16 protein-coding genes are annotated in these 13,182 nt (G+C 68.4%); 8 read left to right on the top strand and 8 right to left on the bottom strand.

Annotated elements, in window-relative coordinates; translation table 11 throughout:
* Positions 1-55 precede the first annotated feature (55 nt).
* On the top strand, positions 56-2,590 hold the full coding sequence (locus HUN07_RS11495; protein WP_174909775.1) for a DEAD/DEAH box helicase: 2,535 nt from the start codon (positions 56-58) through the stop codon (positions 2,588-2,590).
* 93 nt (positions 2,591-2,683) lie between these two features.
* Entirely contained in the window at positions 2,684-3,340 is a 657-nt protein-coding gene (locus HUN07_RS11490) for a DUF4203 domain-containing protein (RefSeq protein WP_114719903.1), read from the top strand.
* 77 nt (positions 3,341-3,417) lie between these two features.
* Here the strand turns inward: HUN07_RS11490 and HUN07_RS11485 are convergent, their stop codons facing one another.
* On the bottom strand, positions 3,418-3,849 hold the full coding sequence (locus HUN07_RS11485; RefSeq protein ID WP_114719901.1) for a DUF5997 family protein: 432 nt from the start codon (positions 3,847-3,849) through the stop codon (positions 3,418-3,420).
* Between the two features lie 62 nt (positions 3,850-3,911).
* On the opposite strand from HUN07_RS11485, the gene HUN07_RS11480 reads away from it, so the two are divergent.
* A complete protein-coding gene (locus tag HUN07_RS11480) occupies positions 3,912-4,682 on the top strand; it encodes a LysR substrate-binding domain-containing protein (protein WP_174909773.1) in 771 nt (256 codons plus the stop codon).
* Between the two features lie 13 nt (positions 4,683-4,695).
* On the opposite strand, the gene HUN07_RS11475 is transcribed toward HUN07_RS11480, so the two are convergent.
* On the bottom strand, positions 4,696-5,628 hold the full coding sequence (locus tag HUN07_RS11475) for a LysR substrate-binding domain-containing protein (protein ID WP_174909771.1): 933 nt from the start codon (positions 5,626-5,628) through the stop codon (positions 4,696-4,698).
* 195 nt (positions 5,629-5,823) lie between these two features.
* Here HUN07_RS11475 and HUN07_RS11470 point away from each other — a divergent pair, with 195 nt between their 5' ends.
* From HUN07_RS11470 to HUN07_RS11460, 3 genes are all read left to right on the top strand, one after another.
* Positions 5,824-6,411 carry a peroxiredoxin gene (locus HUN07_RS11470; RefSeq protein WP_114719895.1) on the top strand — a complete coding sequence of 196 codons (588 nt, stop codon included), beginning with the start codon at positions 5,824-5,826 and terminating at the stop codon, positions 6,409-6,411.
* 3 nt (positions 6,412-6,414) lie between these two features.
* Positions 6,415-6,942 (top strand): carboxymuconolactone decarboxylase family protein, encoded by a 528-nt coding sequence (locus HUN07_RS11465; protein WP_174909769.1) that lies wholly within the window; start codon positions 6,415-6,417, stop codon positions 6,940-6,942.
* A gap of 85 nt (positions 6,943-7,027) precedes the next feature.
* Positions 7,028-7,708: a PhzF family phenazine biosynthesis protein gene (locus tag HUN07_RS11460; protein ID WP_174909767.1), complete on the top strand. Its 681-nt coding sequence runs from the start codon at positions 7,028-7,030 to the stop codon at positions 7,706-7,708.
* A gap of 12 nt (positions 7,709-7,720) precedes the next feature.
* On the opposite strand, the gene HUN07_RS11455 is transcribed toward HUN07_RS11460, so the two are convergent.
* A complete protein-coding gene (locus tag HUN07_RS11455; RefSeq protein WP_114719889.1) occupies positions 7,721-8,293 on the bottom strand; it encodes a TetR/AcrR family transcriptional regulator in 573 nt (190 codons plus the stop codon).
* Between the two features lie 71 nt (positions 8,294-8,364).
* On the opposite strand from HUN07_RS11455, the gene HUN07_RS11450 reads away from it, so the two are divergent.
* Positions 8,365-8,952 (top strand): dihydrofolate reductase family protein, encoded by a 588-nt coding sequence (locus HUN07_RS11450; RefSeq protein WP_174909765.1) that lies wholly within the window; start codon positions 8,365-8,367, stop codon positions 8,950-8,952.
* 8 nt (positions 8,953-8,960) lie between these two features.
* On the opposite strand, the gene HUN07_RS11445 is transcribed toward HUN07_RS11450, so the two are convergent.
* The 3 genes from HUN07_RS11445 to HUN07_RS11435 all read right to left on the bottom strand — a co-directional run bounded on the left by HUN07_RS11445 (position 8,961) and on the right by HUN07_RS11435 (position 10,921).
* Entirely contained in the window at positions 8,961-9,215 is a 255-nt protein-coding gene (locus HUN07_RS11445) for a hypothetical protein (RefSeq protein WP_174909763.1), read from the bottom strand.
* 70 nt (positions 9,216-9,285) lie between these two features.
* On the bottom strand, positions 9,286-9,873 hold the full coding sequence (locus HUN07_RS11440) for a LysM peptidoglycan-binding domain-containing protein (protein ID WP_174909761.1): 588 nt from the start codon (positions 9,871-9,873) through the stop codon (positions 9,286-9,288).
* Between the two features lie 355 nt (positions 9,874-10,228).
* A complete protein-coding gene (locus HUN07_RS11435; protein WP_114719881.1) occupies positions 10,229-10,921 on the bottom strand; it encodes a hypothetical protein in 693 nt (230 codons plus the stop codon).
* A gap of 17 nt (positions 10,922-10,938) precedes the next feature.
* Between HUN07_RS11435 and HUN07_RS11430 the strand changes: the two genes are divergently transcribed.
* Positions 10,939-11,187 (top strand): hypothetical protein, encoded by a 249-nt coding sequence (locus HUN07_RS11430; RefSeq protein ID WP_114719879.1) that lies wholly within the window; start codon positions 10,939-10,941, stop codon positions 11,185-11,187.
* A gap of 6 nt (positions 11,188-11,193) precedes the next feature.
* Here HUN07_RS11430 and HUN07_RS11425 read toward each other — a convergent pair whose 3' ends face one another.
* Positions 11,194-12,420: an aminotransferase family protein gene (locus HUN07_RS11425; RefSeq protein ID WP_174909760.1), complete on the bottom strand. Its 1,227-nt coding sequence runs from the start codon at positions 12,418-12,420 to the stop codon at positions 11,194-11,196.
* A gap of 52 nt (positions 12,421-12,472) precedes the next feature.
* Positions 12,473-13,147, bottom strand: a complete 675-nt coding sequence (locus tag HUN07_RS11420; protein ID WP_174909758.1) for a Pr6Pr family membrane protein — start codon at positions 13,145-13,147, stop codon at positions 12,473-12,475.
* Between the last annotated feature and the right edge of the window lie 35 nt (positions 13,148-13,182).

The raw sequence follows: 13,182 nt of genomic DNA, 5'->3' as shown, positions 1-13,182 counted from the left end.
CGGCGTCCCGGGTCCGGAAGCCCGGTACTGCTCGGCAAGGCTCTAGCCTGTAACGGTGCTGCTTCCCGATCTTCTCCCCGAAACCGTCGACCCCCACGGCGTAGATGCCGACGCACTGTTCGACGCGTTCACGTCGTGGACGAGCGATCGCGGCCTGCAGCTGTACCCCGCGCAGGAAGAGGCGCTCATGGAGTTGGTCTCCGGGGCCAACGTCATCCTCGCCACGCCCACGGGTTCCGGAAAGTCGATGGTGGCGCTCGGTGCCCACTTCTTCGCGCTCGCTGCATGGCGGAACGGCGGGGGCCGGCGAACGTTCTACACCGCGCCGATCAAGGCGCTGGTCAGCGAGAAGTTCTTCGCGTTGTGCGACGTGTTCGGGGCCGACAACGTCGGCATGATGACCGGCGACGCGTCGGTGAACTCGTCGGCGCCGATCATCTGCGCGACCGCCGAGATCGTCGCGAACCTCGCGTTGCGTGAGGGACCGGGCTCGGACATCGGCCAGGTCGTGATGGACGAGTTCCACTTCTACTCCGAGCCGGACCGCGGCTGGGCGTGGCAGGTGCCGCTGATCGAGCTCCCGCAGGCGCAGTTCCTGCTTATGTCGGCGACGCTCGGCGACGTGAGCCACCTGTGTGCGGACCTCACCCGCCGCACCGGCCGGCCCACCACGGAGGTGTCGGGCTCGGAGCGCCCGGTGCCGCTGCACTTCTCGTACTCGCAGACGCCGATCGGCGAGGAGATCGAGGAGCTCGTCACGACCCATCAGGCGCCGGTGTACGTCGTGCACTTCACGCAGGCCGCCGCGCTCGAGCGGGCGCAGGCCCTCACCAGCGTGAACCTCTGCACGCGCGCCGAGAAGGACGCGATCGCCGAGGCCATCGGGGCTTTCCGCTTCACCACCGGCTTCGGCAAGACGCTGTCGCGGCTGGTCCGTCACGGCATCGGCGTGCACCACGCCGGCATGCTGCCGAAGTACCGCCGGCTCATCGAACGGCTCGCGCAGGACGGCCTGCTCAAGGTCATCTGCGGCACCGACACACTCGGCGTGGGCATCAACGTGCCCATCCGCACGGTGCTGCTGACCGGCCTCACCAAGTACGACGGCACCCGCACCCGCCAGCTGCGGGCCCGCGAGTTCCACCAGATCGCCGGTCGCGCCGGTCGCGCCGGCTACGACACGATGGGCACCGTCGTCGTGCAGGCGCCCGAGCACGAGATCGAGAACGTGCGTGCCCTCGCAAAGGCCGGCGACGACCCGAAGAAGCGTCGGAAGGTACAGCGCAAGAAGGCACCCGAGGGTTTCGTGTCGTGGGGCGAGGGCACCTTCGACAAGTTGATCGTCGCCTCACCGGAGCCGCTGAGTTCTCGCTTCTCGGTGAGCAATTCGATGCTCCTGAACGTGATCGCGCGCCCCGGCAACTGTTTCCAGGCGATGCGGCATCTTCTCGAGGACAACCACGAGTCGCGGCCGGCGCAGCGCAAACACATCCTCAAGACGATCTCGCTGTACCGCGGCCTGCTGCAGGCCGGGATCGTCCAGCAACTCGACGAGCCCGACGAGTACGGCCGGATGGCGCGGCTGACGGTGGATCTGCAGCGCGACTTCGCCCTCAATCAACCACTGTCGCCGTTCGCGCTCGCATCGCTCGAACTGCTCGACGTCGAATCGCACACCTATGCACTCGATGTCGTATCGATCATCGAGTCGACGCTCGACGACCCGCGACAGATCCTGATGGCACAGCAGCACGCGGCACGCGGCGAGGCCGTCGCGGAGATGAAGGCCGACGGGATCGAGTACGAGGAGCGCATGGAGCTGCTCGAGGAGATCACCTGGCCGAAGCCGTTGGCGGATCTGCTGTTCCCGGCCTTCGAGATCTACCGCGCCGGTCATCCGTGGATGAGCGAATTCGCCCTCTCCCCCAAGTCCGTCGTCCGCGACATGGTGGAACGGTCGATGACGTTCGCCGAACTGGTGAGCCACTACGGCCTCGCCCGTTCCGAGGGCCTGGTCCTGCGGTACCTCGCCGACGCGTATCGCGCGCTGCGGCAGACGGTTCCGGCGGAGGCCCGCACCGAGGAACTCGAGGACCTCACCGAGTGGCTGGGTGAGCTGATCCGCCAGGTCGATTCGAGCCTCCTCGACGAGTGGGAGCAGCTCACCAATCCGGGCGCCGAGTCCGACGACCAGCAGGTCGCGTTCGGCGCCGACATCCCGCGCCCCATCACCGCGAACACCCGCGCGTTCAAGGTCATGGTGCGCAACGCGATGTTCCGTCGCGTCGAACTGGCGTCACGCCGGCGCTGGGACCAGCTCGCCGAACTCGGCGACGGTCTGGACGCCGACGACTGGGCCGACCTGCTCGAGCTGTACTTCGACGAGTACGAGGAGATCGGGACCGGACCGTCGGCACGCGGCCCCCAGCTGTTCCAGGTGACCGTCGAACCGACACTGTGGCGGGTCCGGCAGGTCCTCGAAGACCCGCAGGGCGACCATGGTTGGGCGCTGCTCGCCGAGGTCAACCTCGCCGAATCCGACGCGGCCGGTGAGGTGGTCTTCGACGAGTTCGAGGTCGCGGAGGGCTGATCCGGGCGAACTCCGGGCGGTTACTGCGTCATCGACCGAGTGTCGCGCGCAGTAACAGCCCGACGAAGCAGACTGCAGCGGTACGGTTTCGGCATGTCTGACATCGTGATCGGGATCCTGGCCATCGCCGTCGGTGCGGTGTTCTGTTTCAGCGGTACGGCCGCCATGCGGTTCGTGATCGCGCTCTGGGGTGCGTTCGCGGGTTTGAACCTGGGCGCCGGCCTGGTCTCCGCGATCACCGGTGACGGCTACTTCGCCACCGCACTGGGTTGGATCGTCGGCATCCTGGTGGCGCTGCTCTTCGCCGTGCTGGCCTACCTGTACTACGCGGTGGCGGTGACGTTGGCGATGGCGTCCGTCGGATTCGCTCTCGGCACGGCCGCGATGGTGGCGGTCGGCGTGACCTGGAACTGGGTTGTCGTCCTGGTGGGCGTGATCCTCGGTGTGGCGCTGGCAGTCCTCACGCTCGCCGTCGATCTGCCCGCGGTGTTGCTCGTGGTCGTCAGCGTCCTCGGCGGTGCGGTCGCAATGGTGGGCGGCGTGATGCTGCTCGCCGGGGCCGTCGACACGGCCGACTTCGACCACGCGTCACTCACGACGACCATCTCCGACGACTGGTGGTGGTACGCGATGTACGTCGCGCTCGTCGTCGCCGGCGTCGTCGCGCAGTCCCGGATGCTCGGACGGGAGCGGTCGCTTCGCGACCAGTGGCGCCACACCTCCGCACCGTCCGTCCCCTCGAACACCTGACCGGTCCGAAGACGACGTCGGGCTGTTACTGCGACATCCGCCGAGAGGCGAGCGCAGCAACAGCCCGACGAGACGCCCTACGCGTTCGGCTTGAACGGACCGGCGCTGCGCGGCTTGCGGTTGGACTCCTCGCGCCGCACGGCCTGCAGTTCCTTGACCCGCTTCTCTTCCTTGCGGACCTCGACGAGGTTGGCGCGCTCGGCGACGAGCCAGTCGGGCTGATCGGCCAGGAGCGCCTCGATCTGCTCGGTGGTGAGGGCGTCCTCGATGCCACCGCGGGTGAGGCCGGAGATCGACACACCCAGCTTGGCGGCGACGACGGGACGCGGGTGCGGACCGTTGGCGCGCAGTTCGGTCAGCCATGCCGGCGGGTTGGTCTGCCACTCGCTGAGCTCGTCGCGGGTCACCACGCCGTCCTGGAACTCGGCGGGGGTGGCCTGGAGGTACACACCCAGCTTCTTCGCCGCGGTTGCGGGCTTCATCGTCTGGGGGGTCTTCTGCGACGTCATACGTCAAGGGTAACGAGCACGCGCTGCGCGGCTGCACCCACCGCTGCAGGTAGCCTTGCCGAGTGACAGAGGCGACTGATCCCCGACCGTTCCGGCTCGCGTACGTCCCCGGCGTCACCCCCGCCAAGTGGGTCCGCATCTGGAACGAACGCATCACCGACACCCCGCTCGAGCTGGTGGCGTCGACCGCCGCCGAGTCGACCGCGGCCCTGCGGGAGGATCGCGCGGATGCGGCGCTCGTGCGGCTGCCGATCGACCGCGACGGCCTGAGCGCCATCACGCTGTACGCCGAGACGCCCGTCGTGGTGGTGCCGAAGGACCACGTGTTCACCGCCGCGGACGAGATCGCGCTGTCCGACCTCGCCGAGGAACTGGTGCTGGATCCGCTGGACACCCCGATCACCTGGGATCAGCTGCCCGGTCGGCCCGCCCTGGACCGTCCCGCCTCGACCGGCGACGCGATCGAGTTGGTCGCCGCGGGCGTCGGCGTCCTGGTCGTGCCCCAGTCCCTCGCCCGGCTGCACCACCGCAAGGATCTGACGTACCGGCCGGTGGCAGGCGCGCCCGAGTCGGAGGTTGCACTGTCTTGGGTCACCGACCGCACGACCGAACTGGTCGAGGAGTTCATCGGCATCGTCCGCGGACGCACCGCCAACAGCTCGCGCGGACCCAACCCGCACGAGACGCCGCGGACCAAGGACAAGGCGCCCCGGGCGGCTGCGCCGCGCACCGCGAAGCAGTCCGCGCCCACGTCCGGCAAGGCACGCGCCAAGGATTCGCGGCGCGGCAAGCCCGGCAGCAAGGCGAAGCCGGGCGGGCGCAAGCGCCGCTGAGGGCCCGCCCGCGTCACGACGCCGCCGTCACCGCTCCCGCCGGAGCGGCGTCCCGAAGCAACTCGGCGAGCTGCCGGTAGCCGTCCGCGCGCCCGCTCGAGACGCGGAACACCAGTCCGATGGTCCGGCCGGGGGTCGGTGCCGCGAACCGCGCCGTGGCGAGGTCGCCGCGCCGGGTCTCGACGGGTACCGCCGAGTCCGGGACCAGGGTGACCCCCAATCCGCCTGCGACGCACTGCACGACGGTCGCGAGCGAGGTGGCCCGGGTGTCGCCGGACAGCGGGTGTGCGTCGACGGACCGGCACAGATCCAACGTTTGATCGCGCAGGCAGTGCCCCTCGTCGAGGAGTAGCAGCGGTAGTTCGTCGAGGACGTCGAGTGGCAGGTCGTCGCGGCCGGCGAACGGGTGTTCCCTCGGCAACACGACGACGAAATCCTCTCGATACAACGGAATCTCGATCAGCCCCGGAGCCTCCGACGGCAGCGCCAGCACCGCGACGTCGATGGCGCCGGTGCGGAGCGCGTCGAGCAGTCGCGCCGTCTGGTCCTCGATCACCTGCGGCACCAGGGCCGGGAACTTCGCGCGGAGCGCCGGCAGCAACGCCGGCAGCACGTAGGGCGCGACGGTGGGGATCAGTCCGAGGCGCAGCGGCCCGACCAACTTGTCGCCGACCCCGGCGGCCGCGGCGACGAATCCGTCGGCGGCGTCGAGGATCAGTTTGGCCTGGGTCAGCAACTGCTCCCCCGCCGCCGTCACCAGGACACGCCGGGTGCTGCGTTCGATCAGCTGAACTCCGAGACCGTTCTCGAGGGACGCCAGCGCCTGCGACAGTGTGGGTTGGCTCACACTCAAACGCGCTGCGGCCGTGCCGAAGTGGCGATACTCCGCCACCGCGACAAAGGCACGCAGCTGTGACAGTGTCGGTTGATAAGTCCCATCAGCCATACCTATCAGTGTAGTGCCACCTATCACCTTTACCTTTTGAAAGGTTTCGGGCACTATGGAGTCATACCGAAGAGCGCAGGACACGGAGCCTCGAACGAGAGCCACCGCAGACCCGCTCGAGGTAGCGCCCACCACCGATCCACGGTGCGTGGCCTGCGCATACAGATGTTCACAAATCAAGTAGGAGGACGACACATGGCTCTGCTGACCATCGGCGACCAGTTCCCGGCATACAACCTGACCGCCGTGATCGGTGGCGATCTGTCCAAGGTCGACGCCAAGCAGCCCGACGACTACTTCACCACCGTCACCAGCGACGACTACGCCGGCAAGTGGCGCGTCGTCTTCTTCTGGCCCAAGGACTTCACGTTCGTGTGCCCCACCGAGATCGCCGCGTTCGGCAAGCTGAACGACGAGTTCGCGGACCGCGACGCCCAGGTCCTCGGCGCCTCGGTCGACAACGAGTTCGTCCACTTCCAGTGGCGTGCACAGCACGAAGACCTCAAGACCCTCCCCTTCCCGATGCTCTCGGACCTCAAGCGTGAGCTGGCCGAGGCCACCGGCGTCCTGAACGCCGACGGCGTCGCGGACCGCGCCACCTTCATCATCGACCCGAACAACGAGATCCAGTTCGTGTCCGTCACGGCCGGTTCCGTGGGCCGCAACGTCGACGAGGTCCTGCGCGTCCTCGACGCCCTGCAGTCCGACGAGCTGTGCGCCTGCAACTGGAAGAAGGGTGACCCGACCATCGACGCGGGCGCTCTCATGACCGAGGGTGTCTGACCCATGTCGGTCGAGAACCTCAAGAACTCGCTTCCCGAGTACGCCAAGGATCTCAAGCTCAACCTGAGCTCCCTCGCTCGCTCGACGGAGCTCAACGAGCAGCAGCTGTGGGGCACCTTCCTCGCCTGCGCGGCCGCCACCAAGTCGGCGACCGTGCTGAAGGAGATCGCGGACGAGGCCGCCGACGTGCTGTCGGCGGAGGCGTACAACGCCGCCCTCGGTGCCGCATCGATCATGGGTATGAACAACGTCGCCTACCGCGCCAAGAGCTTCCTCGGTGACGAGTTCGCCCAGGTGCGCATGGGTCTTCGCATGAACATCATCGGCAACCCCGGTGTCGAGAAGGCCGACTTCGAGCTGTGGTCGCTGGCCGTGTCGACGATCAACGGCTGCCATGACTGCACCGCCGCCCACGACGCCGTCGTGCGCAAGGAAGGCCTCACCAAGGAGCAGGTCTGGGAGGCCGTCAAGGTCGCCGCGACTCTCCAGGGTGTCGCCCAGGCCGTCGTCGCGAGCGAGACGCTCGCCTGATCGGTCCCCGTTCGACGGAAGGCCCGGTACACGACTCACGTCGCGTACCGGGCCTTCCGTCGTCTCCGGAGTTAATCTGGGCCCCATGGCAATCGAGGTCCACGTCGTCCGCGTCTTCACCGACCCCGACGGTAAGCACGGGAACCCGTTGGGCATCGTCGACGCCGCTTCCGTGGATCTCTCCGAACGGCAGGCACTCGCGAAACACCTCGGGTTCAGCGAGACCATCTTCGTCGACCTCCCCGCCCCGGGGGCGGACGCCGCCCGGGCGCAGATCTTCACTCCGGCCGCCGAACTCCCCTTCGCCGGACATCCCACCGTCGGCCTGTCGTGGTGGCTCGACGAGCAGGGCCGGGGCGTCGACGCTCTCGACGTGCCCGCCGGCCGGGTCGCCACGTGCGAGCGACACGGCGCGACCTGGGTACGCGCGCAGGCCGATTGGGCACCCGATTTCGCGTTGTACCCGATGCCGGACGTCGCGGACGTCCTCGCGGCCCACGCCCACGACTTCGCCGCCGGCCACCACTACGTCTGGGCGTGGGAGGACGAATTCGAGGGCCGGATCCGATCCCGGATGTTCGCCCCCGGGCTCGGCGTGCCCGAGGACGAGGCCACCGGCTCGGCCGCAGTCCACATCACGGCCCACCTGCGTCGCTCACTTCTCATCAAGCAGGGACGGGGCTCCCAGATCCGAACCACGTTCGGCGACGACGGCTGGGTCGAGGTCGGCGGCCGGGTACGACCCGAACGCACGATCACGGCCTGAGCCGCGCACCGGTCACCGTGGCAGCACCCGATCGACGGCGGCATCGACGAGGTCGTCGATCTCCTTGTCCGAGAACAACTCCGGCAACGTGAGTCGATCGACGATCAGCCAGTTCAACGCCATGTAGAGCAGCGTCACGGTCGTCGGGTCCCCCGGCATGTCCGACTCGACGTGGTTGGCGATGTTGAAGTCGAGATCCTGACGGACGCGTTCGGTGAGGACTGCGCGCAGATCGGGCCGTCGGGTCGCCTCCAACCGGAGTTCGAGCAGCGCGAGAAACCCGGTGCGGAAAGCCGCCACCCGTCCCACCGTCTCCTTCATCAACGCCGTGAGGTGCTCGCGGTCGTGCGCCCCACGCAGACTCAGGTCCATCGTCGCGTCGTCGGGCTTGAGCCGCTCGTAGATCCGCGCCCCCGCCTGGGTCAGCAGGTCGTCCCGGTTGGCGAAGTAGTTCGACGCGGTACCCGCCGGCACCTGCGCCTCCGCGTCGACCGCACGGAAGGTGAGTCCGCGGGCACCCTCCCGCGCCAGGACCTCGATCGCGCCGTCGACCAACGCCGCTCGCCGCTCCGGATTTCGCCGCACCTTGACACCACTCCATCTGTAGTACTAACTTTTACACCACTTCACTCAGAGTACTACGGACGGAGTTGTATATGCGTAAGCTCGTGTACTACGTCGCGGTCTCCCTGGACGGATACATCGCCGGGCCCGGCGGCGAGGTCGACTTCTACCCGCTCTCCGATTCGATGGCCGCGTGGATCAACGAGCGCTACCCCGAGACAGTGCCGACACACATCCGCCCCCAGGCGGGACTCCAGGACGCACCCAATCGCGCGTTCGACACGATCATCATGGGGCGCGGCACCTACGAGCCCGCGCTCGCCGTCGGCATCACCAGTCCGTACGCCCACCTGCGCCAACTCGTGGTCTCGACGACGCTCGGGACGATCCCCGACCCGGCGGTGGAGCTCGTGTCGACCGATCCGGTCGAGGCAGTCCGCAAACTCAAGGCCGAGGACGGGCTCGACATCTGGCTCGCCGGCGGCGGTCAACTCGCCGGCGCGTTACTACCCGAGATCGACGAACTGATCGTGAAGAGCTACCCGGTGGTGGGCGGCGCCGGACTACCGGCCTTCGCGGGCCCGTTCCGTCCGACGGCCTTCACGCGCACGGACCTCACGTCGTTCGACAACGGCGCGAGCGTGTCGTGGTTCAGCCGAACACCGAACGCGAACGCCTGACCGAGCGATCAGCTGCTGCTACCGAAGCCGGCCGTCTCGGGGGCGAACACCACGCGGTACCACACGCCCTCGGCCGGATCGTATGCACAGGGCTCGATGACGACCGCCCGGTAGGCCTTCTCGAGCAGCAGCGCCTTGTTGCACAGGTACTCAGCCCCCTCCCCCGAGAACTCGCCTCGATAGACGGGACCGAACTTCCACGGTGTCGCGTCGGCAGCACCGGCGCCGAGCGAGGTGGCGAGCACCAGCAAGTCCCGCAACATGACACAGCCCCGCCGGGAGGGGGACACCGGCGGGGCTGCGAGCTCTGTGAGCAGTTCGGTACGAGACCGATCAGAGGGAGAGCGTCTGCCCCGGGAAGATCAGATCGGGGTTGGCGACCTGGCCGGCAAGGTTCGCCAGCGAGACACCGTGGTTCGCGGCGATCTGCGACAGCGTGTCACCGAGCTGGACGACGTAGGAGCCGACACCGGCGGGCAGGGTTTGCGCCCAGTCGTTCACCTGCTGCTGGACGGGGGCCTGCGACACGACCGGAGCCGGGGCGGGCTGAGCGATGGACTCGACCGAGCCACCCGGGGTGCTGCCGCCGGTGAGGTACTGGCCGCACACGGGCCATGCGCCGACGCCCTGGCCGTCGAGAACGTTCTCGGCGACGCGGATCTGCTCGGCCTGGCTAGCGTTGCTGGCGCTACCGGTGCCGCCGTATGCCTCCCAGGTGCTCTGGGAGAACTGCAGGCCGCCGTAGTAGCCGTTGCCGGTGTTGGCCGCCCAGTTGCCGGACGACTCGCACTCGGCGACACCGGACCAGTCGTGGCTGCCGGCAGCCGATGCGGTACCGGTTCCGATCGCCAGCGGGATGGCGACGACGGCGCCGGTGGCAACGACTGCGCCCAGGGCGCGCTTGATCGTGAAGCTGGTCATACGGGTGAATCCTCTCCGCTCCTGCGGGTGAGACGGCGCTCTCGCGCCGACCGTGTCGGGCGGAGTTCCATCCGCCTCACCCCTGCCCCCTCGAAGGTTTCGGGTGTCCGGACCGCGGGGCAGGATCGTGCAGCGGCGGACCGGCGTGGCTCGTTTGTTTCGAGCCGGACACGACGCTAGGGGATGGTCACGAAAAGGTCACGGTCCGCAATTTCGGTACGAACGTCCAGGTAACGGAGGCCGTCGGCGACGTTTCCGCAGAACCCCTCGGCGTGTCCGCAACTCGGCAGACCGGTCGTTATCCACTCGTTATGTGATTACCGTCATAGTCAATTCGTGCCGTGGGTCACACGGATCAGCCGCGGCTGAGGTCCCCCGCCGCGAGATCGGCGGCACTGAGTAGCACCTCGATCTCGTCCCCCAGTTCGACACCGTGCGCGAGCGGCAGTCGGTCGCCGCTCCAGAATCGGCCCGGGTCGTACCAATTGGTCCTGCGATCGCCGGTCAGCAGGCCCATCGCCTCGAACGTCGACGCCACCACCTCCGCGCAGTAGGCGCTCTCCAGACCCGCACCCGATTCGCGGTCGCCGCCGCGCGACCGCAACGACGGCAGCCGGCCGCCGAACCAACGCGACGCCAACTTCGCCGTCGACGGGAACGGGGTGCCGTCCAGGCGGGCGATCGTCCGCAGCAGGGCGTCCTCCTGTTCACGGGTCACGGGGCCGGCGAGCTGACGCAGCCAGCCGCGCTGCCCGTAGCGCGCACCCCACACCTGAACGGCGGCACGCAGGTCGTGCAATTGGACACCGCGCTGGAACTTCCCGGTCCACATGTCCTGCAGCGAGTGCCCGAGCTCCGCGTGCCACATCAGCGGCGGGAGGTCGTCGAGCACGACGGACATGCCGACGTGGTTGACGGGACTGTTCGTCAGGGTCTGGATCGCGCGGTCGGCGCCGGTGTGACCGCGGAAGATCCAGATGTCGCCCGTGCGGGTCGCTTCCACCGCGTCGTCGAGGCTGACCTGTGATGGATGCATCCGCCGAGTCATCCACCTAGCCTAGAGCGATGCGCATCGACAGCAGACATCTGTGGAAGGCCCTCGGACTGGCCGGCGCCCTCGGGGTCGCGGCCACGGGCGCACTGGCGGTACGAGCCGAACGACAGCGCCGCGCATACACACCCGACGAGGTCCGCGACCGCCTGCACACCCGTTTCGCACAGGCGTCGGCGGCCGCGGACCGGACCGTGGTGGAACTCGTCGATACGAAACCGACACTGCGGCAACGGCTGTCGCGGGTGCTGCGCCGCCGCTGAGCCGGATCAGCCGAGCGCTTTGGCGACCCCGGCCGCCATCTCGGCGACCTGCTCGTCGGTCATGACGAACGACGGCGAGAACTGCATCGCACCCTGACCGGCCGCGCGGCCGGAGATCCCGAACTCGCGCAACGTCTTCACGAACGGCAACGCCTCCGCGGGATCGACCAGCTGGACCGCAGCGACGGCACCGATGCCGCTGCGCACCTCCGCCACCCGGGGATGTTCCGCGAGCGGGGCGAGATGCTCGTGCAGCGACGCCTCGAGCCGCTTCGACTCCCCGAGAAGGTCCTCGCGCTCGACGATGTCGAGATTGGCCATGGCCGCGGCCGCGGCCCCGGCGTGGCCGCCGTAGGTGTACCCGTGCCGCCACCACACTCCCCCACCAAAGAATGGTTCCGCGACGGTCGGCGCGACGAACACCGCACCCATCGGCACGTACCCCGACGTGAGTCCCTTGGCGGTGGTGATCATGTCCGGCTGCAGGTCGAAACGCGTCGAGGCGAACCACGACCCGCCGATCCGGCCGAAGCCGGTGACGACCTCGTCCACGACGAACAGGATGTCGTGTTCGCGGCAGATCTCGCGGACCTCGCTCAGGTACCCCTCGGGCGGCAGGTAGATGCCGCCGGCACCGATGATCGGCTCACAGAAGAACGCCGCGATCTTGTCGGCGCCCTCCCGCTCGATCAGCTCGAGCAGTCCCTTCGCGTCGTCCCACTCCACGGTGCGGGCGTCGGCCATGAGGTCGCCGTAGCCTTCCCGGTTGACCGGGATCCCGGCCAGTGCGGTGCCCGCGACGTGCATGCCGTGGTACGCCTTCTGCCGGCCCACGATCAGCGTCTTGGACGGCCGGCCGACCTCGGTCCAGTACCGGCGGGCGAGTTTCGCGGCGGAGTCGACCGAGTCGGAGCCACCCGAGGTGAAGAACACCTTGGAACCGGGGACCGGCGCGATCGCGGCCAGACGCTCCGCGAGGGCCACCGTGGTGTCGGAGGTGAAGTCGCCGAAGTTGGAGAAGTGCGCGATCTTCGACAGCTGCGCGGCGACGGCGTCGGCGATCTCGGTGCGGCCGTGCCCGACGTTGGTGAACCACAGTCCCGCGGTGGCGTCGAGGTAGCGGGTCCCCGCGTCGTCCCAGATGTACGCGCCCTCACCGCGGGTGACGACGAACGCGCCGTCGCGCTGTACCGCCCCCATGTCGGCGAACCCGTGCCACAGTGCTCCACTCATCCGCGCTCTACCCCTTCGATCGTGCTTGCCGGTCGTGTGCCGCTTTCCGCGACTATGCCACGGAAACCGGATCGGGCTCGTCGCCGCCGAGACCGCGCCACCGCCGGCCCAATCGTCCGGCGGCGTTGACCGCGAGCGCCATCAGGGTCATCGCCACGAGCAGCACGACCAGGCCGACGGCGAGCTGGAGATATCCCTGCTCGCGCGGATCGAGGAACGGGTACGGATACCAGTCCACGATCGGTCCCCGGATCAGGGTGTACACCCCGTAGACGACGGGGAACGCGAGCCAGCTCAGCGACTGCAGATCGGTGATCCGGACCCGCGGCGGGTTGACGATCCAGTCGAGGAACAGCACCAGCGGCAGGATCCGGTGGAGGGTGTCGTTGATCCACCGGTCCTGCAGCATGACGTCGACGTTCGCGAGCAGGACCGCATAGATGATGCCGGTGATCACCATGTAGACCGTCGCCGCGCCGCGAACCAGCTGCCATCGGGTGTCCTGCGGGTCACGGACCGCACCCACCAGCAGCACGATCGCCGCGAGAACATTGCTCAGGATCGTGAAGTAGCTGAAGTAGTTCGCGACGGAGAAGGTCGGTTCGTCGATGTTGCGGAGCGGAATCCACGCGAGCGCGACGATGCCGAGGGCGGCGAACACGATCCGCAGCACGCGAACGATCGGGTGGGTCCGCCGGATCGCGGGACCCGGTGTGACGGCGGTCATGCGCGTATGTTCGCACGCCCCGGGCGGTTCCAGCC

This window comes from Rhodococcus sp. W8901, from assembly GCF_013348805.1.
Classification (GTDB): Bacteria; Actinomycetota; Actinomycetes; order Mycobacteriales; family Mycobacteriaceae; genus Prescottella.
Note: the sequence above shows the minus strand (reverse complement) of the source record. Positions and strands in the feature narration are given on the sequence as shown.